General features: G+C 42.1%; 25 protein-coding genes. 19 read left to right on the top strand and 6 right to left on the bottom strand.

The features are described from left to right. Positions 1-34 precede the first annotated feature (34 nt). From M2273_RS14460 to M2273_RS14440, 5 genes are all read left to right on the top strand, one after another. The gene (locus M2273_RS14460) at positions 35-859 is read left to right on the top strand and encodes a TIR domain-containing protein (protein WP_429397985.1); all 825 of its coding nucleotides are present in this window, start codon (positions 35-37) and stop codon (positions 857-859) included. Between the two features lie 382 nt (positions 860-1,241). Next, positions 1,242-2,030, top strand: a complete 789-nt coding sequence (locus M2273_RS14455; RefSeq protein ID WP_429397983.1) for a hypothetical protein — start codon at positions 1,242-1,244, stop codon at positions 2,028-2,030. Between the two features lie 3 nt (positions 2,031-2,033). After that, entirely contained in the window at positions 2,034-2,441 is a 408-nt protein-coding gene (locus tag M2273_RS14450; RefSeq protein ID WP_429397981.1) for a TIR domain-containing protein, read from the top strand. Beyond that, positions 2,434-3,393: a caspase family protein gene (locus M2273_RS14445; protein WP_429397979.1), complete on the top strand. Its 960-nt coding sequence runs from the start codon at positions 2,434-2,436 to the stop codon at positions 3,391-3,393. The genes M2273_RS14450 and M2273_RS14445 overlap by 8 nt, the downstream gene beginning before the upstream one ends. A 1-nt stretch (position 3,394) precedes the next feature. Beyond that, positions 3,395-3,889, top strand: a complete 495-nt coding sequence (locus M2273_RS14440; protein ID WP_429397977.1) for a hypothetical protein — start codon at positions 3,395-3,397, stop codon at positions 3,887-3,889. A gap of 1 nt (position 3,890) precedes the next feature. On the opposite strand, the gene M2273_RS14435 is transcribed toward M2273_RS14440, so the two are convergent. Beyond that, entirely contained in the window at positions 3,891-4,370 is a 480-nt protein-coding gene (locus tag M2273_RS14435) for a hypothetical protein (RefSeq protein WP_429397975.1), read from the bottom strand. Positions 4,371-4,963: 593 nt separating this feature from the next. Here M2273_RS14435 and M2273_RS14430 point away from each other — a divergent pair. Both M2273_RS14430 and M2273_RS14425 read left to right on the top strand, forming a co-directional pair. Then, positions 4,964-6,250, top strand: coding sequence for an ATP-binding protein (locus tag M2273_RS14430; protein WP_429397974.1), 1,287 nt, complete (start codon positions 4,964-4,966; stop codon positions 6,248-6,250). 263 nt (positions 6,251-6,513) lie between these two features. Continuing rightward, positions 6,514-7,374, top strand: a complete 861-nt coding sequence (locus tag M2273_RS14425) for a universal stress protein (RefSeq protein WP_429397972.1) — start codon at positions 6,514-6,516, stop codon at positions 7,372-7,374. Between the two features lie 84 nt (positions 7,375-7,458). On the opposite strand, the gene M2273_RS14420 is transcribed toward M2273_RS14425, so the two are convergent. Next, positions 7,459-9,240 carry a hypothetical protein gene (locus M2273_RS14420; RefSeq protein ID WP_429397970.1) on the bottom strand — a complete coding sequence of 594 codons (1,782 nt, stop codon included), beginning with the start codon at positions 9,238-9,240 and terminating at the stop codon, positions 7,459-7,461. A 164-nt stretch (positions 9,241-9,404) separates the two neighbouring features. Here M2273_RS14420 and M2273_RS14415 point away from each other — a divergent pair, with 164 nt between their 5' ends. The 11 genes from M2273_RS14415 to adhP all read left to right on the top strand — a co-directional run bounded on the left by M2273_RS14415 (position 9,405) and on the right by adhP (position 19,987). Then, entirely contained in the window at positions 9,405-11,795 is a 2,391-nt protein-coding gene (locus M2273_RS14415; RefSeq protein WP_429397968.1) for a heavy metal translocating P-type ATPase, read from the top strand. After that, positions 11,792-11,953 (top strand): cbb3-type cytochrome oxidase assembly protein CcoS, encoded by a 162-nt coding sequence (gene ccoS / locus M2273_RS14410; protein WP_429397966.1) that lies wholly within the window; start codon positions 11,792-11,794, stop codon positions 11,951-11,953. Before M2273_RS14415 ends, ccoS begins: the two co-directional genes overlap by 4 nt. An 81-nt stretch (positions 11,954-12,034) precedes the next feature. Continuing rightward, entirely contained in the window at positions 12,035-14,161 is a 2,127-nt protein-coding gene (gene ccoN / locus M2273_RS14405) for a cytochrome-c oxidase, cbb3-type subunit I (RefSeq protein WP_429397964.1), read from the top strand. A 7-nt stretch (positions 14,162-14,168) separates the two neighbouring features. Next, positions 14,169-14,360 (top strand): hypothetical protein, encoded by a 192-nt coding sequence (locus M2273_RS14400; RefSeq protein WP_429397962.1) that lies wholly within the window; start codon positions 14,169-14,171, stop codon positions 14,358-14,360. Further along, complete coding sequence (locus M2273_RS14395) at positions 14,357-15,250, top strand: cbb3-type cytochrome c oxidase N-terminal domain-containing protein (protein ID WP_429397961.1); 894 nt, start codon at positions 14,357-14,359, stop codon at positions 15,248-15,250. Before M2273_RS14400 ends, M2273_RS14395 begins: the two co-directional genes overlap by 4 nt. A 2-nt stretch (positions 15,251-15,252) precedes the next feature. Next, positions 15,253-16,626, top strand: coding sequence for a cytochrome c oxidase accessory protein CcoG (gene ccoG, locus M2273_RS14390; RefSeq protein WP_429397959.1), 1,374 nt, complete (start codon positions 15,253-15,255; stop codon positions 16,624-16,626). 1 nt (position 16,627) lies between these two features. Further along, complete coding sequence (locus tag M2273_RS14385) at positions 16,628-17,053, top strand: FixH family protein (protein WP_429397957.1); 426 nt, start codon at positions 16,628-16,630, stop codon at positions 17,051-17,053. Further along, on the top strand, positions 17,050-17,739 hold the full coding sequence (locus tag M2273_RS14380) for a sulfite exporter TauE/SafE family protein (RefSeq protein WP_429397955.1): 690 nt from the start codon (positions 17,050-17,052) through the stop codon (positions 17,737-17,739). Before M2273_RS14385 ends, M2273_RS14380 begins: the two co-directional genes overlap by 4 nt. Before the next feature lie 14 nt (positions 17,740-17,753). After that, positions 17,754-18,626: a YoaK family protein gene (locus tag M2273_RS14375; RefSeq protein ID WP_429397953.1), complete on the top strand. Its 873-nt coding sequence runs from the start codon at positions 17,754-17,756 to the stop codon at positions 18,624-18,626. Further along, positions 18,577-18,924: a hypothetical protein gene (locus M2273_RS14370; RefSeq protein ID WP_429397951.1), complete on the top strand. Its 348-nt coding sequence runs from the start codon at positions 18,577-18,579 to the stop codon at positions 18,922-18,924. Before M2273_RS14375 ends, M2273_RS14370 begins: the two co-directional genes overlap by 50 nt. 25 nt (positions 18,925-18,949) lie before the next feature. Next, the gene (adhP, locus tag M2273_RS14365; protein ID WP_429397949.1) at positions 18,950-19,987 is read left to right on the top strand and encodes an alcohol dehydrogenase AdhP; all 1,038 of its coding nucleotides are present in this window, start codon (positions 18,950-18,952) and stop codon (positions 19,985-19,987) included. A gap of 59 nt (positions 19,988-20,046) precedes the next feature. Here adhP and hemN read toward each other — a convergent pair whose 3' ends face one another. From hemN to M2273_RS14345, 4 genes are all read right to left on the bottom strand, one after another. Beyond that, on the bottom strand, positions 20,047-21,420 hold the full coding sequence (gene hemN, locus M2273_RS14360; protein WP_429397947.1) for an oxygen-independent coproporphyrinogen III oxidase: 1,374 nt from the start codon (positions 21,418-21,420) through the stop codon (positions 20,047-20,049). Positions 21,421-21,426: 6 nt separating this feature from the next. Continuing rightward, positions 21,427-22,449, bottom strand: coding sequence for a 2-hydroxyacid dehydrogenase (locus tag M2273_RS14355; protein ID WP_429397945.1), 1,023 nt, complete (start codon positions 22,447-22,449; stop codon positions 21,427-21,429). Positions 22,450-22,530: 81 nt separating this feature from the next. Continuing rightward, positions 22,531-23,583 carry a response regulator gene (locus M2273_RS14350; protein WP_429397943.1) on the bottom strand — a complete coding sequence of 351 codons (1,053 nt, stop codon included), beginning with the start codon at positions 23,581-23,583 and terminating at the stop codon, positions 22,531-22,533. Then, positions 23,580-24,767: a PAS domain-containing sensor histidine kinase gene (locus M2273_RS14345; RefSeq protein ID WP_429398665.1), complete on the bottom strand. Its 1,188-nt coding sequence runs from the start codon at positions 24,765-24,767 to the stop codon at positions 23,580-23,582. The genes M2273_RS14350 and M2273_RS14345 overlap by 4 nt, the downstream gene beginning before the upstream one ends. Positions 24,768-24,979: 212 nt before the next feature. Between M2273_RS14345 and M2273_RS14340 the strand changes: the two genes are divergently transcribed. After that, positions 24,980-26,281: an acetate/propionate family kinase gene (locus M2273_RS14340; RefSeq protein WP_429397941.1), complete on the top strand. Its 1,302-nt coding sequence runs from the start codon at positions 24,980-24,982 to the stop codon at positions 26,279-26,281. Positions 26,282-26,285 lie beyond the last annotated feature (4 nt).

Genomic DNA, 26,285 nt, shown 5'->3' with positions numbered 1-26,285 from the left:
AATTAATATATTTGAAATATAAAATATAACTTTTGTGGAGACTTCAGAAATACGATCCCTGATTAAAAGAGGAGATATTGAAAAGGCAATAAAAGCCACCTTACTCATTACTGAAAAGATGGAACTAAATGAAACAGCTTACGCCATTTCTGCAAGGTATCGGAAGTACAAAAAAGACCTGATCATCGGCATATTAAGCCCCTCTGAAGATACCATCGCTTTTGCAACGATTACCAGCAACCTTTTATCTTTGCTGCACGAATACGAGGAAGAATATAGTAGATCTGTTCGTAATGTTAAGGAGTCGGTAGGGCAAGTGTTTATTTCGTACGCCTGGGGTGGCGAAAGTGAGGCAATTACCAATGCAATAGTTAGTGCACTAAAAGACCGGAATATCGTGGTGGTGCACGATAAAACTGATATGAAATTTAAGAGCAGCATAAAAGATTTTATGCAAACGATAGGTAAAGGAAAATGCATCATACTGGTTATCAGCGACCACTACCTAAAGTCTAAGAGTTGTTTATTTGAATTATTGCAGATAGCAAGTCAAGGTGAGTTTGCAAAAAGAATATTCCCTGTGTTACTAAAAGACGCAAACATTTTTGATACAATAAACCTTATTGGCTATGTAAAATATTGGGAAATACAGATGGCGGAACTGGAAAGTGCCATGAAAGAAGTTTCCATTGCCAATTTACAGGGTATTCGGGAAGATCTCGACCTTTACTATGAAATAAGGGCATTTTTACCCCAACTGATAAACAAGATAAGAGATATGAATACACTTACAGCTGAAGTGCATCAGCGGTCGAACTTTGAGCAATTATATGAAGCGATAGCACAAAACATCAATTAAGACATTTAGCTCCTGCCATGGGCAAATGGCAAAAAATGCTGCAAACGGAAAGTATACACTGGCTTGAAGACAAGGAAAACGATAGGAATCGCAGCGGATCAAACTGAGCAGATACAGCAAATCTTGGATTAAAAAGCAATGGCAGTTATAATTAGACTATTTTTTATTCCCTATCAGTATTAAATAAAAGACGTTCATTCTATCCTTTCTTAAAGTATTGTTTCTTGATTTCACCTCAAATAGTTAGAACAATTAAAATCCTTATATTTGATTCATTGTTATTTATTAATTCAACAGACCGTTTGATTTTATCATTTCCCTACTATATGACAATGCTATATTTGTATTACACAAATTAACCTGATAAGCAAAACCTGCTCATATGAAGCCTGAAACTATTTCCTACACAGAAGAAGAATTAATTTTTGAACCTTATGAAGCACAAGCTAAGGGTTTGTTTGATGATGATAATATACCAGAGGCCGTAGCTGAACCCGAGTTTTTTGGACTTAAAATTCGTATAGGAAATAAACCAGTGGTACGCAATTTAAAAAAGCTGATTGAGCTTTCTAATCAACAGTTGCCACCGGAAGTAAGTGTATTATTCGAAAACTACAATATTTTTACAGTCACACACGCTATTGGAGTAATTCAAATATCGGGCAACGCTTCATTAAATGAACTTCAATTTAACGGAGAAATTGTGGATGCAGATGCAACAACAATAGATCTTTTACCAGATACTGCTTTTAAAAGTTTGTTAAGCATTAATGGAGATTACGAAGCGGCAATGAAAGCCGGCGGAAGTTTTTCGGCAAAGTTACCAAATGAACTAACTAATGCCTTGTCAGGAAAGTCAATCTCATTGGGTGGAGATATTGACTTACATCTTTCAAGTAACACACAATTTGTTGGTAAAATTAGCGCCTCTATAAAGTTTCCTTTGATTATTGCAACGGGTAAAAATTCAAGCCATTGTAGTTGGGTGATTAAACGTGATCAGGATCCTTTGCTCGGTGACCAGCTGTTAATTCAGACGGTGGCTGTAGCGAAAACCTGTACAGCGATGACATATAAAGTTAAAGCCACCGCAAAGGTTAAACATGGTTTTTTTAAAAAGGATAGTATTGATACCACAACAATTTCTTTAATCGTTACCTTAGACAACTAAACAATGGCAGATCCGCGCGCTTTTATAAGTTTCGATTTCGACAACAATGACAAACAAAAGAATTATTTCGTTGGTCAGACTATAAACAGCCGTACTCCCTTTAATATCCAGGATTGGTCTTCCAAGGAAGAATTGGTGCAAAGTCGCTGGCAAGAAATCATTGCGCAAAAGATGCGTTATTGCCAGCTTATGATTGTCCTAGTTGGGAGATCAGCGAGTGCAACGGGCATCCATCGAGAGATTGAGATGGCTCAAGCAAGCAATATCCCTTTCTTCGGAGTGTATGTAGATGGTGCAGATATATTTACGCCATTGCCCCCGGGCCTTTCTCGTAACAGCACAATAAACTGGAACTGGCAAGCAATCTCAGACAAGATCGACCGATGTATGAAGGATGGTAAAAATGGCTGAGACAAGAGGTGCTTTATTAGTGGGAATTGATCATTATGGTTTCCCAACTTCCCTGACAGGCTGCGTAGCCGACGCAGAAAAATTTGCTGACCTCCTGGCTTGGCACGAGGATGGCACGAAAAACTTTGATACTTACTTACACATTTCCACCGATGCAAAGAAGATTACGCGCCCTTTTTTAAAAAAGAAGATTGAGGAACTTTTTAATGTCGATGGTGATATTGCACTATTTTATTTTTCAGGACACGGTACAGAAAATAACTTGGGAGGGTTTCTCGTAACGCAAGATGCCGAAAAATGGGATGAAGGCGTTTCTTTACGTGATGTCTTGGAATTAGCTAACAATTCCAAATCAAAAGAAACCATAATCATTTTGGATTCTTGCAATAGCGGTCATTTAGGAAATTTACCAGCGGTCAACAATCAAGCTGTATTAAGGCAAGGCATTTCTATTTTAACAGCTAGCCGTATGGATCAAAAAGCTTATGAGAGTGCTGGTAACGGCGTTTTTAGCTCCTTGTTGATGGAGGGTCTACAAGGTGGTGCAGCAGATATTTTGGGTAAAGTGACTAGTGCTAGTCTCTATAGCTATGCAGAACAAGCGTTAGGTTTTCTTGAACAACGACCACTTTTTAAATCGCATGTAGCTAAGCTGATAGATATTCGAAAATGTTCGCCACAAGTGCCATTAAAAGTTTTGCGAAAATTGAACACCTACTTTCCAGAGCAGAATGCCGATTATCAGTTAGATCCTTCTCATGAGCGTACTGTTGAAGGTTATGACAAAGCAAAAGTGATAATCTTTGAAGATTTACAAAAGTGCCGGGCAACCGGTTTAGTCGTGCCTGTAGGTTTTGATCATATGTACGATGCCGCGATTGCTTCTGGCATCTGTAGATTGACAGCACAAGGACGATATTACTGGTATTTGGCAAAATCAAATCGTTTATAGTATGACCGATATTTTTATTTCCCATCCGACACCATTTAATGAACAACAGGAAAAATTTTTGGTACTCTTGGAAAGCAAACTTGCAAACGCCCAACTAAATCCAGTTAATTTAGGGAAAAAAAATTGGAGCTATCGTAATCCTATGAAACCAATCAAGGATATCATGCGAACTTGCAAAGGCGCGGTAATTATTGGTTTGGAACGCTTTCATAGCTATATAGGCTATGAATTTGAACATTCTGGTAGAGAGAAGGAATATGTTCATCGCTATGAGTCCACGCCTTGGATACATATTGAAGCGGGCATGGCTTATCAAAAAGGGCTACCTTTATTGATTTTAAAAGAAGACCGGGTTCATGAGTCAGGGATTCTGGATCCAATCTCCAGTGACTATTTTATTTTTAAATTCGATATCATTAAAGAACAAGATGGGTTTTCGAAAGAACTAAATATGTTTATTGAGAGCTGGATAGATGAAATCAATTGGAAAAATTAAACTAGAATTGTCGTAGTGATTTTTTGATTAGGTTGAGATGCAGAATAGGCTTTTGCAACGCGCGCGCATGCGCTACGATGTCTCCTGTCCCCCCTAGTCCTTTAGCCTTCTGACCATCCCAAACAGCGAATAAAATGTCTGATGCTTCAACAATAGCTTTGCCTGCCGTATAAAATGCTTCCTCTGATGGCTCGGGATAATTTAACTCTACAATTCCAGAAGCTTGGGTCAGGAGTTGCTTAAATGTTTTTAAATTCTCATTATCGAAGGTCTTTTCGTAATGCTGACAAGGAATAATCACACTCAATGGAATTTTTAATTTTAACGCTAGTTTTGCAAATAGTTGATCTGCACCGATTGCCAGGCTTGAATAAATCGCACTTGGCTGTCGAATTTCTAACTGCTCAATTATTATTTTTTTTAGCCAAGCAATGGTACGATCGTTTTTGAGATCCTGATGTCCCGTGATACCTACCTTCATTTTTCTAAAAATACGAATTCCTATTAAGATTACTATCGAATGATTACCTTATTATAATTATAGAGATGATTTCAGCGCGTTTTTTTTTCAAATATAAAAGACACCTTGAACGACGCACTTGAATATTGCTTATTTTGGACTGCATTGGAGGGGGCTTTAAAAGCAAAAAGCCTCTAAATCATATGATTTAGAGGCTCTTGCACATTCTTAAAATGTATTAGCGGGCTACATTTTATGGGAAAGCCTTAAGTCGAAAGATTTGAGGCTTTTTTATGTGCGCCAGGCATGTGTATCAGCTCTAAGGTGCAAGTCCTGAAAGCACTTTACAGTGGGAAGCCTTAGCTAAAGGCAAGGAGATCGTGGGCGACCACGGATCCGAAGGACGCTTCACTTTGGTCGATCAAGGCATTATTTGTTTTACACAATTATGTTTAGGTTTTAAAATTTTTGTATTTATTTTGTACCTTGAATCATATAATAAATTGATAATCATAGTTTAAGTACTTTCTGTATCGGCAAATGAGAAGGAAACAGAAGGAAAGTATTTCTTTGACCTTGGTAATAGACAGTGGAACATTCCTGAACTGCGCTACTTGCTGGAAAACATCCTTCCCGAAAAAAAAGTGGTTATTGATTTTGAAGTTATACACGTATTTCCATCTATAGGGCGCAGGGTAATGAGTTTAAACGCACGCCAGCTTGATAAAACAAATGGCGGACAATTGATCTTACTGGATATTGAAGATATTACCGATCAACGGAAAATAGAGGAAGGTTTGGCCGAAATAGAACTCTTATTTCATGAAAGCAAAGACCGGTTAAAGCTGGCGGTTGATGCCGCCGGGTTAGGTACCTGGGATTATAATCCTCTGATCGGTGAGCTGATAGCTGACTCATGTTGTAATGAAATGTTTGGCCTTTTACCGCATGAAAAGATTGATTGTGCCCGTTTTATAGCGATGATTCATGAAGAAGAGCGTAACCATATTGAGAATGTGCTCCAACTTGCTTTAAAGGGTATCAATCATGGTGGTTATGAAGAGGAATTCCGGACAGCTGAAACTATTGACGGAAATGTTAGATGGATAAAATTCAGGGGTAAAGCATATTTTAATGTAGATGGTATTGCCTATCGTTTAGTGGGCACCTCGCTTGATATAACTGTGCAGAAAATACTGGATCAGGCAACCAAAGAGTTATTGAAAAAGAAGGATGATTTTATGAGCATTGCCAGCCATGAGCTTAAAACCCCGATCACTACGCTGAAAGCCTCGTTGCAGTTACTTAAACGGATGAAGGATAACCCAGATAAAATGCTGCCTACGCTAATTGAACAGGCCAATAAAAGCATGGAAAGAGTAACTACGCTTATTGAAAATTTGTTAAATACCAATAAGCTGAACGAAGGACAGCTTCATTTAAATAAAACCTCCTTTATTATAGCAGATGTTATTGCCGATTGCTGCCAGCATATTCGTGTTGCCGGTGAATATACCATTATTACAAAAGGAGATAAAGAATTGATGGCATATGCCGATGCTGATCGTATTGAGCAGGCGGTTGTTAATTTTGTGAATAATGCCATCAAATATGCTCCTGGTGCTAAAGAAATTCACATCAGCATCGAAAAAATAAAGGATATGGTTAAAGTATCTGTTAGCGACAAAGGTCAAGGGATTCCTGCTGAAAAACTGCCTTATTTGTTTGACCGCTATTACAGGGTAGATAGTAGCGGACTCCAATATTCTGGCTTGGGATTAGGACTGTATATCAGCGCGGAGATCATCAAAAGACATAATGGACAAATAGGGGTAAACAGCGAAATAGGTAAAGGAAGTACCTTTTGGTTTACACTGCCATTAGTTGAGCAGTTTTCATAGACTAAATAATACCTAATCGTTGTCTGAATCAGGTGTTGCCGGATATTTACCTTCTGCATCAAGTTCTCCCAGATCGTCATCTGCCTGTATTTCATGCAGATCGTCTTCATCATCAACGTTATGCATTTTAACAAAAAATGAGATTAGACTTATTTTTCGCCGGCATAGCTATTAAGCTTAACATCACACCAGGTAATGACCAAGGTCATAATTATACCGCGGTGTTTTACCCAATTTTACGGTAATAAATATCACTTAAAACCATGAAAACATTTCTTGTTGCTACTGATTTTTCGGCGAATGCCAGGCATGCTGCTGAATACGGATATAGTATTGCTAAACAAATCAAAGCTAATATCATTTTGTGTAACGCAGTAATTGTACCTGCAGAAATGCCCCAATCCGGTTTGGTTTTCTGGCCGATGGAGGAATCTGATGAATTATTGATGGATAGTACAAAAGAATTACAATACTTAAAAAACCATCTCGAAGGTGCGGATCAGGAAAAAGGGTTTAAACCAGTGATTAGTTGCAAAAATGAATCTGGCACGGTAACCGATGTAGTTCAAAGTCAGATCAGCAATGGTTTAATTGATCTCGTGGTGATGGGAACACATGGCAGCAGTGGGCTGAGTCAGTTTTTATTAGGTAATCACAGTAGCAATATGATCAATAATACCACCAAACCATTAATGCTCATCTCGCCGGAAACACAGGTTTTACCTATAAAGAAAATCGCTTTCGCTACAGATTTTACACATCCGGAAAGCGATTTGGAATGTTTATACGATCTCATACCGCTGGCCAAATTACTGGGTGCGGAGATTCTGCTGACACATATTTATAATGAACAAACACAATTACAGGACCTGGAAAAAACAATTAAGCACTTTATGACCGACGTTTCTAACAAAGCAAATTATTCGCATATCTATTACCGTAGTGTAAAAAATAGCCACATGGAAACTGGCCTGAGCTGGTTATGTGAGCATGGACAGGTAGATATGCTGGTGATGGTACATCGTCCACACAGCTTTTTTTATAAACTGCTGAAGAGTGGTCATTGCGAAAAAATGGCCGGGCATATTGCTGTGCCTTTATTGGTGTTCCCCGCTGCCGAATAGTTAAAGTGATGAACGGTCTTAATATAAAAAATGACACCTTTATCGGGTGTCATTTTTTGTTGTGAGATAGTTGATGGAGCGGGGTTAAATGAGTGTGTCGTCAAGCTTATGCTCAGCGATACCCAGATCTGCATATAGCGCTTGCATCAGCGCTGATGTCTGGTCGGGTAATTCGCTGAAAAGTTGTTTGTAGTAGGCTATCCCGCTTACAAGCTGATCTTTAAATTTGCTGAACTGTTTTATTTTCTTATCTGTCAGCTCTTTTAGGTGTTTTTGCAGGTCGGTTTGTAAATAATCAATATATAGGTTTAATTCTTTAACAAACATGTGCGGCCGTTTAACTTGGTCCAGCAAATCGAGTTTGCCGTAAATGTGTTTCACCATTTCATCTAAAGAGTAGGTCCTGTTAAAATAAGCGAGGTTAGGGCCCGGGCAAATGGCCACCGCTTTGTTTTCTTTAGGTTTGCTGATATTATATTTAATATAGGCTGATGAACACAGACCTTCGCAAAGGCATATTTTTTCAGTTACGGCGTCATATTGTTGCTGGTATCCTTCTGGGGCGAGGTTTGATGCTTGTAACTGATTGATCTTTAAACGTTGGTATTCCCTGGAAGCGGTGCAAATGGGTTGAACGGTAAATTCGGTATTGGTACAAAGGTATTTTTTGGTGCAGGGACTGCCCGGCCTGCCGGCTTCAATTCGCGCTAATCTTTGGTTTTCGCTGCTGGCTTGTTTAAAGTTATTGAACAGAATACCTAACGGTGATGAGGCACTCAGGTAATAATCTGATTCCTGTGCGCCTGATAGCTGCATCAGCGTTTCTTCATCTACATTTGTTGCTTCAGGAACTAAAAGGAATGGGCTACCCCATCCGGTAGCATCTAACTGGTAGTGATTTATTAAAAAATCGTTTTCTTCGGCTGTGCCAATACCTCCCTGCACGCTTAGTTTTTGTTTTGGAGGAGTGTGAGATGTGATGCCTTTTTGAAGTATAGCCGCTTGGTACAATTGAAATAATTCAGTGATCATGTCAGCTCGTTTTTGTTTAAACTCTTCCAGTATTGGTCCCAACAGGTAACCTTCGGTTGCAAAAGCATGACCACCGCAATTTAATCCCGATTCTACCCGGAACTCAGATATCCACAGGCCTTTTTTTGCCAGAAATTTAGCCTGGATCAATGCCGACCGGAAATCGCTCACCTTTAAAATGATCTTTTTCTTTAGCTCTCCGTTTTTATCCGGAAAAAAAGCGTCGAAGGTTTCCAGGTAACTATACAATTTAGGATTCATTCCGGCAGATAAAATAACCGAGGAGCTCAGGTTGCTATCGGCAAACCCGCGCAAAGCGGCTTGCGCATCTGTATTTTCGTCCCCCAAATATTCTCCCGCTGCGCTAAAATTCATCCGGTCAACTTTCGACATGATGTTCACATCAATAGCACCCCTGATCATCATCCGGCGCAGAATCTGTTGGAACAGCGCTTTATTTTCGCCTTCCGGATAATCCATCATCAGGTCGTAACCAGCTTTTAACTGCGAGCCCTCGGGCAATAGTTCAAAATAACGGCAGATGTCACTGCCGGTTTCAAACGGTTGGTTTTGCAGGTAATCGAATTGTTCGTTAACCAGGCTGTGCAATAGGTTAAGGTAGGCTGTTATCCGCTTTGCCCGGCTATCTGTAACTTTTTTTGAGATAGGAATAAACGGTCTTTCATTTTCTAACGAATGATATTCGCGCATGCGTTCTATCAGTTCATCGTCTACAATGGATAGTACGGAAGCTATGCCGTAACGTGCAACTTTAAGCGGGGTATCAATAGAATAACCCAAACCTAAAACAGGAATATGAAAAGTATGGCTCATGATAAATAACAATAGATGAGGAAACAGCTTTTATCAGTCGTTTCAATTTTCAAAACTATGGGGCTCTCCTGCTTGTAAAACTGATGAAGATCATATTTTGAGGTATTAATGGTCACTCTTTACAGGCACGGAACTCCGCAGCTTTGAGCATTAAAATTCAAAAGATGATCCAAAATACCGTCATGGAGAAAATTGCCTGCTACCATTGCGGCGATGATTGTTTAACAACAGCTTATGTTATGGAGGAGAAAAACTTCTGTTGTAATGGCTGTAAAACCGTTTTCGAAATATTGTCGGCCAGTAAAATGGCTAACTATTATAGTTATAATGACCATCCTGGTGCTACAAGGGCACGTACAGACAAACGCTTTGACTATTTAGGTTCGGAAGATATTATCAATGAACTGGTAGATTATACGGATAGCCAGATTACTATTGTAACTTTTTTTATCCCGCATATACATTGCAGTTCCTGTCTTTGGCTGCTGGAACAGTTAAACAGCATCAACCCCGCTATTCATTACAGCCGGGTTGATTTTTTAAAAAAACAGTTGAATATCCGGTTTGATCATCAAAAGATCAGCTTACAGCAAGTGGTGGAGCTATTGTATGATGTAGGGTACGAACCGCTCATCAGTTTGCAGGATATCATCAAAAAACAAAACGGGTTAAGTAAGGATAACCTTGTACAGAAGATTGCCGTTGCCGGCTTTTGCTTTGGTAATGTGATGTTGCTTAGCTTCCCGGAGTATTTTGGGTTATCTGATTATGAAACTACATTTAAACATTTTTTTGGCTGGCTGAACATCCTGTTTATCCTGCCAGTTGTTTTTTATAGCGGCCGTGGATATTTTATCGCTGCCTGGCAAAATCTGAAGAAAAAAGTATTTGGCATTGATTTTCCTCTGGCATTGGGTATAGCCGTATTATTTATCCGTACCTGTCTTGAAGTTATCACCCATAGCGGTGCCGGTTTCGCGGATACGCTTTGTGGGCTGGTTTTCTTTTTACTGGTAGGCAAACTGGTGCAGAAGAAAACATATCACCACATTTCTTTCGAGCGGGATTACCGGTCATTTTTCCCGGTAGCGGTTCATGTTATCGAGGATAGCCTGAACAAACCCATTCCGCTTGCACAATTAAAAACAGGCCACCGGATACTCATTCGCCATAACGAGATTATACCGGCCGATGCCATTTTATTAAAAGGAGAGGCCCTGATTGATTTTAGCTTTGTAACCGGCGAGAGTATACCCATAAAGAAAACGCTGGGCGAGGTCATTTACGCAGGAGGCCGGCAAACCGGTGAGGCGATTGAACTGGAAGTGGTTAAACCGGTATATCAAAGCTACCTAACCCAACTGTGGAACAATGAGGCATTCACCCGGCAAAAGGATAACCGGATGCAAACTTTTAACGAAAAGGTAAGCCGATATTTTACCATTGTACTGCTGGCTATCGCTTTTGGCTCTCTGCTTTTCTGGCTGCCAACAGATGTAAGGCGTGGCTTTGCCGCTTTCACAGCTGTATTGATAGTGGCCTGCCCGTGCGCGCTGGCTTTAAGTACCCCTTTTACCATGTCGGCGGCGCTCTCCATATTTGACCGTAATCTTTTTTATCTCAAAAACGTAGCTGTGGTAGAACAAATGGCAGCCATTGATACCATTGTTTTTGATAAGACAGGCACTATCACGACAGGAAGTGGCAAAGAGATTAAAATAGATGGGTTATTATCAGCAAAAGAACAATTACTTATTTATAGCGCCTGTATCAATTCAACGCATCCCTTAAGCCGGATGATTTGCCAGTACCTGGGTAACCAGCAACGCCTGGCGATTACCAGGTATATCGAGATTCCTAACCTGGGTATCCTGGCAACCATTGACGGGCAGCGATTACGCATAGGCAGCTCAAAATTGGTTTTAGGCTATAAAGAAATAGAAGACAGGGTAAGCAAAGTTTACCTGATGTTGGATGAGGAACTGATTGGCTTTTTTGAATTTACGCATCAGTACCGGGATGGCATGGATAATATAGAAAATCTCGAACCAGCCTATCGTACGTTTTTGCTATCTGGCGATCAGGATCATGAGCGGGAAGAACTTATCGGTTTTTTTAAAGCGCGGGATAGCATGCTTTTCAACCAGTCGCCGCAAAGCAAGCTGGACTTTGTACAGGCACTGCAACAGCAGGGCAGGCAGGTAATAATGATGGGCGACGGGCTTAACGATGCCGGGGCTTTAAAACAAAGCGATCTGGGCATTGCCATTACGGATGACGTGAATAACTTTTCGCCGGGCAGTGATGCCATTATGGATGGCAGATCCTTTCATAAACTGCCCGCATTTCTGCGGTTTTCTAAAGATACTATCAATATTATCCGTTTTTCATTTTTGATATCGCTTACGTATAACCTTATCGGGCTCAGTTATGCTATCACCGGCAGGCTTTCTCCTTTAACTGCGGCTATTTTGATGCCTTTAAGCACGGTAACCATCATCTCTTTCACCAGCCTGGCTACGCATTTTGCCGCCAGGAAAAGAAAACTGGCATGAGCATTATTTACTTCCTGATTGGTTGCAGTGTATTGCTGGCCCTGCTTTTTTTAGCCGCCTTTTTCTGGGCACAGCGCAGCGGGCAAAATGATGACCTGTATACGCCATCTATGCGCATCCTGCTTGATGATGAAGAAGAACCACCTCCAGAAAAGTGACCGCTATCATTTATTAGGGCAATGCTTGTCATTCTTCACCAGCCCTGTGCCATCTAATTTTGCCATATCATAAAAACAATTATGCAGCCCGAAAAATTTTACTACGATAATAAGATAGTCCGCGATTTTGGTATTGCTACCGTTATCTGGGGGATAATAGGAATGACGGTAGGCCTTATCATCGCCATACAGTTGTATGCCCCCGGCATGAACATGAATAACCAGTATACCACCTATGGCCGTATCCGTCCATTGCATACCAACACGGTGATCTTCGCCTTTGTGGGTAATGCCATTTTTATGGGTGTTTATTATTCACTGCAACGTTTACTCAAGGCGCGTATGTACAGCGACTGGTTGAGCAAGATTCATTTTTGGGGCTGGCAGCTGATCATTCTATCCGCAGTGATCACCTTACCCCTGGGCTTCACCACCTCTCATGAATATGCCGAGCTGGAATGGCCTATTGATATCGCCATCACGCTCATATGGGTGGTATTTGGCATAAATATGTTCGGTACAATATTTAAACGCCGCGAACGGCATCTGTATGTAGCCATCTGGTTTTACATCGCCACATTTGTTACTATAGCAGTTTTGCACATCGTTAACTCTATGGAGCTACCTGTATCTGGCTGGAAAAGTTACTATATATACGCAGGAGTACAGGACGCGCTGGTACAATGGTGGTATGGACATAATGCCGTAGCTTTTTTCCTGACAACGCCTTATTTGGGTATGATGTATTACTTTCTGCCTAAAATGGCTAACCGGCCTATTTATTCGTACAAGTTAAGCATCCTGCATTTTTGGGCGCTTATATTTATTTATATATGGGCAGGTCCACACCATTTGTTATATACTACTTTACCGGGCTGGGCACAATCGTTGGGTATAGCGTTTTCCATTATGCTTATCGCGCCAAGCTGGGGAGGTATGATCAATGGACTATTAACCCTGCGTGGTGCCTGGGATAAGGTACGTGATGACGTGGTATTGAAATTTATGGTAGTTGGCTTAACCGCCTACGGCATGGCCACTTTTGAAGGACCCATGTTATCCCTGAAACAAGTAAACGGTTTTGCCCACTTTAGTGACTGGATCATCGCCCACGTACATGTAGGTGCATTAGGTTGGAATGGTTTTTTAACCTTCGCTATCCTGTATTGGGTTATTCCCCGCATCTATAAAACAGAATTGTTCTCCAAAAAACTATCAGCCTTCCATTTTTGGATAGGTACACTGGGGATATTATTTTATGCTATCCCTCTGTATTGGGCGGGCTTTACCCAAAGCCTGATGCTGAAAGAATTTACACCAGAAGGGATGTTGAAATATCCTAACTTTTTGGAAACCACCCTGCAGATCCTGCCCATGCATATGATGCGTTCTGCAGGCGGGGCCATGTACCTGCTGGGGGTTATTGTGATGGCCTATAATTTGGCCCGCACCATGATGCAAGGCAGTTTGGTGGCCAATGAAGCTGCACAGGCTATGCCATTAGCACCTGTAAATACAGTGGTAAATGAAAAAAGCTGGCACCGTACGCTGGAACGTAAACCTATCCAAATGATGATAGCAGCGTTGCTGGTGATCCTGGTGGGCACATTTATAGAGCTGATGCCAACGCTCACCGTCAAATCAAATATTCCCACCATTGCCAGTGTAAAATCATATACACCATTGGAATTACAGGGACGTGATCTTTATATCAGAGAAGGATGTGTTAATTGCCATTCGCAAACAGTAAGGCCATTCCGGTCAGAAACCGAGCGGTATGGCGAATACAGCAAGGCCGGTGAATTTGTATACGATCACCCGTTTTTATGGGGATCAAAGCGCACCGGGCCGGATTTGGCCAGGGAGGGTGAAAAGTACGGCAACGCCTGGCAGTATAATCACCTGATGGACCCAAGGCTGATGTCGCCGGGCAGTATCATGCCTAATTACGACTGGCTGATCTCACAAACGCTGGATACCACAACTACCCGGTCAAAGATCAATGCTATGCGTGCGCTGGGTGTGCCTTATGCACCTGGCTATGAAAACAATGCAAACCAGGATCTGGATAAACAGGCCAAAGGGATCTCTGATAACCTGGCCAAAGACCATATTAAGGTAAAAAGCAATAAAGAGATCATCGCCATCATCGCTTACCTGCAACGGTTAGGTGTTGACATCAAAGCCAATAAAACCGCTAATAAATAATCTTATCATGTTTAAACAATTCACAGAAAACATCACCGCCAGTCAGGGATACCTGCTTATATCCTTAGGTATATTCTTTTTATTTTTTGTTGTAGTAACCATTATGCTTATCAGACTGCGTAAGGAGCACGTTAAACACATGAGTGATATGCCTCTTCATGACGGGATCAAAGAACCTCAAAAACATAAGAAATTATGAAGTACTGCTGTATAATTTTAATATTTTACCTGATAACGATAACCGGCACCGCATCGGCTGATAACCTGATTGCAGGTGATGTACAGAATTACCTTGCCTATGGCGCTATCGTAACTATGCTGTTGCTTATTATAATTGCCATGCTGGTACTCGTACGCACGTTCAATGTACTCACCAGGCTTGTTTTAAAGGCCGAAGGTTATACAAACGCGCAGATCAGCGCCGAAATGCATCCACCTAAAAAAGAGAAAAAGCCGAAAGGGGAGGTGTGGAATAAACTGCTTTCGCTAAGGCCGATGGCAGAGGAAAAGGAATTGTTGATAGCGCATGATTATGACGGTATTCAGGAATTGAATAACCCTATTCCCGGCTGGTTCATGTACCTGTTTTATGCTTCAATTATTTTCGCAGTGGGTTACATGTTTAATTATCAGGTTTTTCACACCGGCCAGTTTCAATACGAAGAATACAAAACAGAAATGGCGCAAGCAGCTATCGCTAAAAAACTGTACCTGAGCAAGGCTGCCAACCGGGTAGATGAAAATACGGTAAAACTTGTTCATGATCCGGAGATATTAAAAGCCGGACAGGTGATCTTTGCGCAAAATTGCCAGGCCTGCCATGGCGAACACGCGCAAGGTAGTGTGGGGCCAAACCTTACAGATGATTTCTGGCTGCATGGCAGCAAGATCAATGATCTGTTTAAAACCATCAAATATGGTGTACTGGCCAAAGGGATGCCTACCTGGGAAAAACAATTATCGCCAACACAAATAGCTGATGTAGCCAATTATGTAAAATCATTACATGGCACTAAGCCTGCCGGAGCAAAAGAGCCACAAGGCACTAAAGAAACAGCGGCAAATGACCAGCTGGCCTCAATCAAATAATTATGGACGGATTACTGGCGGGAAAGGAAACAGGAGAACGGAAGTGGATGTACCCGCTGCTGCGCAAAGGTGTTTTATATAAATGGCGCAGTTGGGTAAGCTATTTTTACCTTGTCATTTTTTTTGCCGGTCCGTTTATACGGATCAACGGGCAGGCTTTGCTGTTGCTCAATTTTATGGACCGGCAGTTTGTGATACTCGGGCAGGTATTTTGGCCGCAGGATATCTTTCTGTTTGTACTGGCTACATTGGTTTTCCTGGTTTGCGTGGTACTGTTCACCATTGTTTTCGGGCGTATCTTTTGCGGGTGGATATGCCCGCAAACCATTTTTATGGAGATGGTTTTTCGAAAGATAGAGTTCTGGATAGAAGGGGATACCGGGAAACGCAGAGCATTAGATGCAAAACCCTGGGATAAGGAGAAAATATGTAAGAAAACGGGCAAGCATTTGTTGTTCCTCTTTTTTTCTTTCCTCATCGCTAATACCTTTTGGGCTTACCTTATCGGGAGCGAAAGCCTGTTAAAGATCATTACAGAACCACTTGCCTTGCATTGGTCAGGATTTATCAGTATATGGGTGTTTACTATCCTCTTTTATTTGGTGTATAGCCAGGTGCGTGAATTGGTATGCACCGTCATTTGCCCATATGGTCGCTTGCAGGGTGTATTGCTTGATCAAAATACACTGGTGGTGGCTTATGATAGTGTACGTGGCGATCCCCGCGGAAAATTATCCAGGGATGCGGAACTTAACACTTCCAAAGGCGATTGTGTGGATTGTGGTTTGTGCGTATCCGTTTGCCCAACAGGTATCGATATCCGTAACGGTACACAGATGGAATGCATCAACTGCACCGCCTGTATTGATGTATGTAACGAGGTAATGATCAAAATAAAAAAGCCGGTTAACCTGGTCGGCTTTTTTTCAGAAAACATGATCCAAAACCAGGTGAAGCCCACATTTACCGGCAGGATGAAGGCATACACGGTTGTTATCACACTATTAATTACGGTACTCTGCTATTTTATATTTAGTCGCAATGATTTAAATATGACGGTGATGCGCGGCGCGGGAATGCTTTATCAGGAACAACCGGGAGGCTATATCAGTAATATATATAACGCCGAAATTATTAATAAAACCAAGGCGAATAAACTCATAACCATACAGCCGGTTGATCCTGCTGTTAAAGTGAAGTATATACAGGCACCGGGCACTATCATTGGGGGTACAGCTGCCAAAGCAGTGTTTTTTATACTGGTTCCGACGGGTAAAATACATTCAGCAAAAACAACAATCAGCTTACAGCTGATCCAAAACCATAAGGTTATTCAAACGCTAACTACCGCGTTTGTAGGGCCAGTAAACGATTAAGATGATGAACTGGGGAAAAGGAATTATTGGAGGAATGGTGCTTTTTATGATATATATAATCAGCATGTGTGTTTGTATGTTTATGGTACCCGATGACGGATATGATCACCAATATTATGAAAAGGGCCTCAATTTCAATAAGGATTATAATAAAGAGCAGCAGGTTCAACGGGATCATGCCCAGCCTTTGATTGAAGTTGCAGGGAAAACAGTAAGTATCACATTTAGTAAACCGGCATCCGGCACTATCAAATTTATAAGACCGGCAAATGCAGCATTGGACAATGTTATTAAACTGGATAGCATAAGGGGAAAGCGCATGAGCATCCCCGTTCAGAATATGATTATTGGCAGGTGGCAATTGGTACTGAACTGGGAAAGTAACCACAAAGCATACCTCTATCAACAGGAAATCTACATTAAATGAGCAACAACAGCATCGCTTTTTTTATCGGCTTGTTTGGCAGTGTGCATTGCATTGGCATGTGCGGGCCACTTGCGCTGGCTATTCCATCCTTCCAAACCAAATGGTGGCTAATAGTGAGCGATAAACTGCTGTATAATATGGGCCGCGTTATCACTTATTCTTTTTTGGGGTTATTGATTGGTTTATTAGGAAAGCAACTATGGCTTGCCGGCCTGCAGCAGGGCGTAAGTTTTTTAAGTGGCTTGTTTATTATGATGGCTGGCTTGTCGCGTTTATTCAAAATAAGGTTTTCAAAAAATCCGGGCATAGCTAAACTATTATCGCCGGTTACCCAATTATTAAATTATGCGCTTAAGCATAAAGCCGGCCATTTAATAGTTGGCATCCTGAATGGTTTTTTGCCCTGCGGCTTTGTTTATCTGGCATTGGTTGGGGCAATTAACACAACGTCGCCTGTATCAGCTGCGCAATATATGTTTTGGTTTGGAATGGGAACCTTTCCGCTTATGCTGCTGGCTACTATTAGCTCCGGTTTTGTCGGTCCGGTTATCCGCCGACGCATCAACCGTACTATGCCATACCTGATGGTTTGCCTGGGCTTTTGGTTCGTCCTCCGGGGGATGAATTTGAATATCCCATACCTTAGTCCGAAGATCCAATCATCGGGTATCAGCGTTTGTCATTAATAACCCCAATTTGTATGTTAAGGCACCTGGGCACCAAACGAACTTACGGACATAATGTTAAACTGGCTTCGTTGCTGGGTTTAACTGCCGGGTTTGTTAACGCTGCCGGTTTTTTGGGATTCGCGGTTTTAACCACCAATGTTACCGGACATGCCGCGCTCTTTGCCGAACGGATTGCCTTACAAGATTGGAAAGCCGCGCGGGTAGTAGCTTTGTGGATGTTTTTATTTTTAGCCGGCGCTTTTATCTGCGGTTTAATAGTAGCACGTATTGGCCGTAACCAACGTTTTTCCTATGTTGTTCCTATTTTTATCGAGATAGCCATATTATTAACAGTAGCCTTGCTGGGTTACCGCTATGACCATAGCCTTGTAGCCAAAGAAGTGTTTGCAGGTAGTTTGCTTTTTGCTATGGGCCTGCAAAACTCGCTGGTATCTATGGTTTCCGGGTCGGTTGTCAGAACAACCCATCTAACAGGTACTTTTACAGATCTGGGGATAGAGCTGGCGCAGTTCCTTCAAAAAAAGCCGGATGATCGTGCGGCTCTTGTATCCCGGATCAAGCTGAGGTCGGCAATCATTTTATTTTTTATGTGTGGCGCCTTAGGCGGGGCTTATCTGTTTCGTTTGATGAGGTTTTACGCATTCTTTATACCTGTGTCCTTATTGATCTATATTTTAATATACGATGTTTTCCGGATAGCTGTTAAACGTTATACCAGCAATTACAGCATCCGTTTAAGGGTGAAAAGTGATGAAGGTCAGTTTTCAGATAGATGCCCGTCATGGTTTAAAATGGCTTTAGTAAGCATCTTTGATCTATTAAAACATATCAATCATGGCAACTTTAAAATTAAACGCCCCAACCTGGACAGCAGCAACAACTGATCAAAACAACAATACAAATTTATGGAACAAATGGCTGGCCATCGCAGATAGTCAGGCCCCAAATAAAACCATGTGGTTCCTGGTTTCCCTGATAATGCAGGGTGTACTTTTTTTGCCAATCCCCGCTGTTTTGATGTATTATTTTGATGCACCTATTGCTGTGCTGGGTATTACAATGGTTTTATTCTTTGCCAATATCATTGCAGGCATGGGTGGTTCTGGTATCAGAACCGTATTATCTTTCTTTGCAGCCAGTGTAATTATACACCTGGCTATGCTGGCTGTTTTTATATTATAATTCAATACACGCCTAACAAAAACATATGCTACCTAAAACAATGAAAGCAGCGGTGATCCATGAATTTGGACAAGCGCTGCATATCGAAGAAATGCCGGTGAAAGAACCGGGCGAAAATCAAATAGTGGTGAAGGTGATAGCCTGCGGCGTATGCCATACGGATCTGCACGCCTGCCAGGGCGACTGGCCCGCGAAGCCGAAGCTGCCGCTAATACCGGGGCACGAGGCTTTAGGCTATGTAGTTGCTTTAGGCCGGGGTGTTAAAAATGTAAAAGAGGGAGATATTGTGGGTGTGCCCTGGCTTTTCAGCGCCTGTGGTTGTTGCGAGTTTTGCATCACCGGCTGGGAGACCCTGTGCGATACGCAGCAAAACGGCGGGTATAGCGTGGATGGGGGCTTTGCAGAATATGTTACCGCAGATGCACGGTATGTGGCGCATTTTCCGGCCAATATCAACTTTACCCAAATGGCGCCCATCATTTGCGCCGGTGTTACAGTTTATAAAGGGATAAAAGAGACAGAAGCTAAACCTGGCGAATGGATTGCCATATCGGGTATTGGTGGTTTAGGACATCTGGCTGTTCAATATGCTAAGGCGATGGGTTTGCATGTGGCCGCTATTGATATAGCCGATGACAAATTAAACCTGGCTAAAAGTTTGGGCGCCGACTTAACGGTTAACGCGCTGGAACAGGATCCGGGTGAATTTTTAAAGAAAGAAACAGGTGGTATGCATGGGGTATTGGTAACGGCGGTTTCGCCTATTGCTTTTAAACAAGGTATATCGGCATTAAGGCGCAAGGGAACTATCGCTTTAAACGGCTTGCCAAAAGGCGGTTTCGATCTGCCGATATTTGATACCGTGATCAACCGTTACACAGTCCGCGGTTCCATTGTAGGTACGCGTAAAGACATGCAGGAAGCAATTGATTTCGCGCTGGACGGGAAGGTAAAAGCAACCGTTCGCACTGCGAAACTTGAAGATATCAATTCGGTTTTTGATGAAATGAAGAAAGGGGATATCGAGGGACGCGTAGTATTAGAAATAGCCAGGCCTAATTAAATAAGCAACAATTATATACGATGAGAAGAGGAGAACTTAAACAAGTTCTCCTTTCTTTTTTAGATAGCCATGCTGAACAACTGCGCCGCCGGCTTATCCGCCCATAACCGGGTATCGAGCGCCACGCTAATGTTTCTTAAAAAAACTTTACCTAAGGGTGTTACTTTTAACCCCCAGGAATTAAGTTCAATCAATCCGTCATCGGCCAAAGGCTGTAAGCGATTTATACCGGCAAGCAGTGAAACACAGGGCTCCAGGTGGTGGTTCCAGGTGGTTTCACCTTTGCACATGATGTTTTGGATATGTTTACGTATCACCAGGTCGTCGGCAGTAAGCAAGTGTCCTTTAAATACGGGTAACTCCGCTTGTTTTATCAACTGTAGGTATTCCTCCACATTTTTTGCATTCTGAGCGAAGGCATAGCCTGAATCGCTTATGGCAGATACCCCAAGCCCTATCAATAATTGCGTGTGTTGATTGGTATAACCCATGAAATTACGATAAAGCGTCCCGTTTTTCAGGGCTGTGAAAAGCTCATCGCCCGGTAATGCAAAATGATCCATGCCTATCTCCGAATAACCATAACCATTCAATAAAGCACGACCGGTTTCCTGTAACTTTTTTTTGGCCCCAGCATTTGGCAGGTCATTTTCTGTAAAACGGCGCTGACCCGGTTTTATCCAGGGTACGTGTGCATAGCTGTAAAAGGCTATCCTATCGGGCATCAGTTCGGCTACCTGTTGTATAGTAGCGGCTAAACCCTGCAAGGTTTGTAATGGAAGGCCGTAGATGAGATCATAATTAACAGATGTATAACCTATGCGGCGCGCCTGGCCGGTAACCACCTGCACCTGCGCGAAGCTTTGCTGGCGGTTAATAATGAATTGGACCCCCGGGTCAAAATCCTGGATCCCCAGGCTCAACCGTCTAAACCCAAGATCATACAATATCTGTAAATGGTCAACTGTGGTATTGGCCGGATGCGCCTCAAAGCTAAATGCCGCATCGGGATGAAGAACTGTATGGAGAAGAATACCACTGATCAGTGTTTTTAAGTTTTCTGCACTAAAAAACGTTGGGGTGCCACCCCCAAGGTGAATCTCGCGGATGAGGGGTTTTTTGCCAAAAATGTTTTTATACATAGACCACTCTAATAACAGTGCTTTAATGTATGGCTCTTCAACGCGGTGGTTTTTAGTTATGCGGGTATTGCAGCCGCAATAAGTACATAAACTTTCGCAAAAGGGTAAATGAATATAAATGCTGATCCCTTCTGAATCATTACTTTCTTTGAATGACCGCTTAACGGTATGTTGCCATTCATTACTATTAAAAGCGGCAATATCCCAGTAAGGCATAGTTGGGTAACTGGTATAGCGGGGCAATGCCACGTTGTATTTCGCCGCAAGGTTAATGTTTTCAGGAACAGGCATGGTATTTTAGTCTTTAATGGTGTCTTTGATAGTCCGGCAGTCTTTCTGGCATACGCAGGCTTTTCCTACGCACTTATCGAGCTGCCATAGATCGAGGTTTTTGATGGTCTGATCGGCTATTTCCTGCAATGCTTCTTTGGTTAAATACGCCTGGTGTGGTGTAATCAGCACATTGGGATAGTTCAACAAACTGTGTAGTAAAGGATCTTTGACCAGGTCGTCTTCATGATCTTCAAAAAACAAACCTTTTTCAAATTCATAAACATCAAGGCCGAGATAGCCTATTTTTCCACTTTTTAATCCCACTATGATATCTGTTGTTCTGATGAGCGCCCCCCTGGAGGTATTGATCAGCATCAAGCCACGTTTCATTTTGTCGATGGTTTCCCTTTTAATAAGATGTTTCGTGGCAGCTGTAAGCGGTAAATGCAAAGAAATAATGTCGGAAGTGGTTAATAACTTGTCAAAACTAACACATTTCACATCATGCAGGTTTTCGGGAAAGTTTGGGTCGCAAGCAATTACGCTACATCCCAATCCATTAAATATTTTCGCGACTGCTTTGCCTGTATTACCCAGGCCAACAAGACCAACGGTTTTTCCGGCAAAATTAAAGCCGATCAGTTCATCGTTTCTGAAATCAAAGTGATGGCTATGCTGGTCTGCTGTAACCAGGTGACGGTTTAGTGCGAATGCCATAGCAACCGCGTGTTCGGCAATTGCCTGAGGCGAATAGGAGGGCACGTTGGCAAGTTTAATACCAAATTTGGCCGCCGCATCCTTATCTATATGATCAGTACCGGTAGAGCGGGTGACAATATATTTTACGCCTGATTTGGCCAGCTTTTCGATCACTGTTGCCGACACATCATCATTGGTAAATACGATAACTGCATCCTTACCATCAGCATAGATAGCGGTATCCAAACTTAGTGCATTGGATATCAGTGTGATGTCATGCTTTTTTTCGTTGGCTTTGGCCAGGTATTCTTTTTCAAAAGGTTTGATACTATAAGCTACCGCTTTCATCCTATTCTGTTTTATTAAACAAAACTATGGTTAAGGTGGCGTTTAGGGTATGCTTATCATCAGGCAAAAAAGTGATCTTAGTCAGTTCTTCATTTTAATGAGACGTTCAAGGTTCAGTATAGTAATTGTGCTGCCCTTTTTATCTACCAGCCCTTCATCCTTAAAATCTGCCAGCGAACGGCTTACCGTCTCGGTAGCCATTCCGGCCATTGCAGCCAGGTCTTCGCGGGATATCTTAAACCTCATTTCTGCACTGTCCTGTTGCCGGTAAATGCGTAGAATGGCTTCAGCCATTTTTTTACGTACAGAATGATAAGCTAATTGCAACAGTTGTTCTTCTTTTTCACGAATATCATTTGCCAGTAGTTTGATGAATGCCCTGCCCACTTCCGGATACTGGTTTAATAATTCATCCAGTTGGTCCTTGGGGATCAGGCAAAGCTGGCAGTCTTCTAAAGCGGTGGCTGTATCCGCATAAGTTTCATTACTGAGAATGGCATGAATGCCCAGATAATCATCTGCAGCGTACATACCGGTCATAAGTTCCCTGCCGTCGCTAACTTGTTTTATGGTTTTTATCTTGCCACTCATCACCAGGTAAAGCCCATAACCTTTATCTCCTTCGTAATAAATTACCTGTCCTTTTTTAAATGGTCGTATTTTACGTTCCTGGATAATTTTTTTTAATTCGGCCAGACCATCGTTTTTAGTCACCAGTGTATGTAAGCGATCAAGGCTCTTACTGTACAACTGCTGTATACTATCTTGTTTTTTAAGCCTTGTTTCAATGGCGTTCAGCAGTTCCATATCATCAAAGGGCTTGGTAAGGTAATCATCGGCACCCATTTCCATACCTTTGCGCTGGTCGAGCCGTTCTGCTTTGGCGGTTAAGAAGATAAATGGTACCGTAGCCATCTCCGGATGCTTATTTAGCATAAAGAGTACGCCATAGCCATCCAGTTCAGGCATCATGATATCGCAAAGTATAATATCCGGGATGTTTTTCAGGGCGAGGTCGACACCCGTTTTACCGTTATCAGCTTCAAATACAGTATAACCAGCCAGCTGTAAAATCTCTGCAATGTTTTCACGGATATCATGGTTGTCTTCGATGATCAATACTTTTTTGCTCATAGGTTGGGGAATGAAATGGTAAATAAGGTGCCATGGTTCACATTACTTTTAAAATCGATGGTGCCGTTCATCAGACTCGCGTAACGGGCCACAATATTTAGACCGAGGCCGGTTCCTGGAATGTTACCCGTATTATGTGCCCTGAAAAAGGCTTCAAAAAGATGTTTTTGGTCTGCTTCGGGAATCCCGATGCCATTATCCTTAATGACGATGTGGCAGCCGGCTTCGTTGATCTCGGTATTAAACTCAATAAATGTGTTTTCCCCCGAATACTTGATCGCGTTGGCGATGAGGTTGATGATGCAATTTTTAAGGAGGCTGGCATCCAGATTTGCTATATGGCTGATACCGGTATGCTGATAAATGATGTTCTGGTTTTGTTTAGCCAGCATCTGCATTTCTTCGGTGATCTCCTCGGCCAGTTTAACCAGGTCAAATCGACTGAAGCTTGGTTCTACCCGTCCTGCTTCCAGTTTTTCCAGGGACAGAAAATCGTTGAGGATACCCGTTAGGTTGCCAACCGCGTGTTTGATGCGGGCAACATGCTTGGTTATATTAGGGTTGTCAAAAGGCTGTGCGTATTTATCAATCAGGGATGCAGAAAGCTGCACCGCACTTAGCGGCGTACGAAATTCGTGCGAGGCCATAGATACAAAACGGCTTTTTAACTGGCCAAGTTCTTTTTCTTTTTCAAGTGAAAGGCTAACTTCTTCCTTTGCCTGGCTCAATGCTTCAAGCATGTGCTGAAGAGATTGTGTTCTTTCCGTCACCAACTCTTCCAGGTGAGCTGCGTATTCTTTGAGTTGGTGCTCAGCTTCTTTTTCACGACTCAGGTCATGGATGAACCCCGCATAGATCTGCCGTCCTGAATATTTTACCTCGCTAACTCCAAGTCGAAACGGGAAACGTATGCCATTTTTTCTTAACCCGGTTACCTCGCGGCCAATACCAATAATATGGGCATGCCCGGTGCGCTGGTAGCGGTTTAAATACTCATCATGTTGCTGCTTATCGGGAGGTGGCATTAATACAGATACATTTTTACCTATTACTTCTTCCGGTGAATACTGGAATAGTTTACATGCAGCAGGATTGATCGATTCTATATTACCTCTTGCATCGATAGTGATAATACCATCAATTGCATTGTCAATTATCGCGCGTAAAAGGGCAGCATTCTCCATATATAGATTTGACCGAATGGCCATTGTCCAAATATCAGTATAAGCTATCATACAACAAGTAATTAGTTTCAAGCAGAAAAGTGACGAAGATCATTTTTTAACAAACCAGGGAATCTTTATGAAACAAAAGCCATCGCGGTTCCTTTAATAGGTAATATTCTTAACCCCTTTCCTATCAGCGGCCGCTGCCGCCAAATTACCCTGCTGCCATAATGAACGCCGGGATAATTAATGACGCTTATCATTTGTTACCGCAATTGCGGTCATTTTTAACCGGTAGCATGACCTGTAGTTTTGTTACCGGTACTAACGTCTTCTATTTACGCTCAATCTACATGCAAGAAAAACAATCCTCATATATTCTAAGCGTCAACTGTGGTTCGTCCAGCCTAAAGTTCAGTTTGTACCATTCCGGCTCATTACTGCCGGAATGTACAGGTAGTGTGAATGCTATTGGTTGCGCGGAAAGCAATTTCGATATCAGGAAAGGAGAACAATCTATTGAACATAAGGCAACAGGTTTTAAAGATCTGGATGCGGCTATAAAGGCAGTTATCCGCTGGTTTAAAAACAGTGTGTATAAAAATTGCCTGTTTGCTATAGGTCATCGTTTGGTACAGGGTGGGCCGGATCACCGGGAACCTGAACTAATTACCGATAGGCTGCTGGAAACCTTACATCAATTCATTTACCTGGCGCCTAATCATTTGCCGGATGAGCTTAAAACGATCAAAACATTCCAATTCGCTTTCCCAGGATTGCCGCAGGTCGCTTGTTTCGATACCGCCTTTCATAAGAATATGCCGGATGAAGCCAAATATTATCCGCTTCCCGCCAAATACCGGGAGCAGGGGGTATTGCATTACGGTTTTCACGGACTTTCTTATGAATACATTATGCAGAAGCTGAAATCCGATATGGTAAAGATAAAAGCACAGAAAATCATTATTGCTCATTTGGGCAACGGAGCCAGCATGGCTGCAGTAAAATACGGAACCTGTATAGAAACAACCATGGGCTTAAGTCCGATAGGTGGATTGGTGATGGGCACCCGTTCCGGAGATCTCGATCCGGGTGTTATATTATTTCTGTTGAAACAAGGAGGGCTTACCGTTACGCAATTGGATGAATTACTGAGTAAGGGTTCTGGGCTCAAGGCCATTGCGGGTAAAAGTGATGTTCAGGGCTTACTAAAAATGGAAGCTAAAGATCCCAAAGCTTTAGCTGCCATCACCATGTTTTGTTACCAGGCCCGGAAGTTTATAGGTTCACTCGCAGCGGCCATGGGAGGGCTGGATACGCTGGTTTTTACAGGAGGTATCGGCGAAAATTCTGCCATTATCCGCGAACGTATCTGCCTGGACCTGGGATTCCTGGGAATCAATCTCGATAAAAAATCAAATTATAATAACAAAAAAAATATTTCATTGGCAAGAAGCCGGGTAAATGTACTGGTGATGAAAACCGATGAAGAAAAAATGATTGCACAACATACACAAACAGCTATTAAATAATTAT

Origin of the sequence: Mucilaginibacter lappiensis, from assembly GCF_050433765.1 — a bacterium.
GTDB lineage: Bacteria > Bacteroidota > Bacteroidia > Sphingobacteriales > Sphingobacteriaceae > Mucilaginibacter > Mucilaginibacter lappiensis_A.
This window is presented reverse-complemented; position numbering and strand designations above follow the sequence as displayed.

Bases quoted from the DNA above. Each gene is read 5' to 3' on its own strand.
- M2273_RS14455 (WP_429397983.1), top strand. From the start codon at position 1,242: ATGAAGCCTGAAACTATTTCCTACACAGAAGAAGAATTAATTTTTGAA.
- M2273_RS14450 (WP_429397981.1), top strand. From the start codon at position 2,034: ATGGCAGATCCGCGCGCTTTTATAAGTTTCGATTTCGACAACAATGAC.
- M2273_RS14445 (WP_429397979.1), top strand. From the start codon at position 2,434: ATGGCTGAGACAAGAGGTGCTTTATTAGTGGGAATTGATCATTATGGT.
- M2273_RS14440 (WP_429397977.1), top strand. From the start codon at position 3,395: ATGACCGATATTTTTATTTCCCATCCGACACCATTTAATGAACAACAG.
- M2273_RS14435 (WP_429397975.1), bottom strand. From the start codon at position 4,370: ATGAAGGTAGGTATCACGGGACATCAGGATCTCAAAAACGATCGTACC.
- M2273_RS14425 (WP_429397972.1), top strand. From the start codon at position 6,514: ATGAAAACATTTCTTGTTGCTACTGATTTTTCGGCGAATGCCAGGCAT.
- M2273_RS14420 (WP_429397970.1), bottom strand. From the start codon at position 9,240: ATGAGCCATACTTTTCATATTCCTGTTTTAGGTTTGGGTTATTCTATT.
- M2273_RS14415 (WP_429397968.1), top strand. From the start codon at position 9,405: ATGATCCAAAATACCGTCATGGAGAAAATTGCCTGCTACCATTGCGGC.
- ccoS (WP_429397966.1), top strand. From the start codon at position 11,792: ATGAGCATTATTTACTTCCTGATTGGTTGCAGTGTATTGCTGGCCCTG.
- ccoN (WP_429397964.1), top strand. From the start codon at position 12,035: ATGCAGCCCGAAAAATTTTACTACGATAATAAGATAGTCCGCGATTTT.
- M2273_RS14400 (WP_429397962.1), top strand. From the start codon at position 14,169: ATGTTTAAACAATTCACAGAAAACATCACCGCCAGTCAGGGATACCTG.
- M2273_RS14395 (WP_429397961.1), top strand. From the start codon at position 14,357: ATGAAGTACTGCTGTATAATTTTAATATTTTACCTGATAACGATAACC.
- ccoG (WP_429397959.1), top strand. From the start codon at position 15,253: ATGGACGGATTACTGGCGGGAAAGGAAACAGGAGAACGGAAGTGGATG.
- M2273_RS14385 (WP_429397957.1), top strand. From the start codon at position 16,628: ATGATGAACTGGGGAAAAGGAATTATTGGAGGAATGGTGCTTTTTATG.
- M2273_RS14380 (WP_429397955.1), top strand. From the start codon at position 17,050: ATGAGCAACAACAGCATCGCTTTTTTTATCGGCTTGTTTGGCAGTGTG.
- M2273_RS14375 (WP_429397953.1), top strand. From the start codon at position 17,754: ATGTTAAGGCACCTGGGCACCAAACGAACTTACGGACATAATGTTAAA.
- M2273_RS14370 (WP_429397951.1), top strand. From the start codon at position 18,577: ATGGCAACTTTAAAATTAAACGCCCCAACCTGGACAGCAGCAACAACT.
- adhP (WP_429397949.1), top strand. From the start codon at position 18,950: ATGCTACCTAAAACAATGAAAGCAGCGGTGATCCATGAATTTGGACAA.
- hemN (WP_429397947.1), bottom strand. From the start codon at position 21,420: ATGCCTGTTCCTGAAAACATTAACCTTGCGGCGAAATACAACGTGGCA.
- M2273_RS14355 (WP_429397945.1), bottom strand. From the start codon at position 22,449: ATGAAAGCGGTAGCTTATAGTATCAAACCTTTTGAAAAAGAATACCTG.
- M2273_RS14350 (WP_429397943.1), bottom strand. From the start codon at position 23,583: ATGAGCAAAAAAGTATTGATCATCGAAGACAACCATGATATCCGTGAA.
- M2273_RS14345 (WP_429398665.1), bottom strand. From the start codon at position 24,767: ATGGAGAATGCTGCCCTTTTACGCGCGATAATTGACAATGCAATTGAT.
- M2273_RS14340 (WP_429397941.1), top strand. From the start codon at position 24,980: ATGAACGCCGGGATAATTAATGACGCTTATCATTTGTTACCGCAATTG.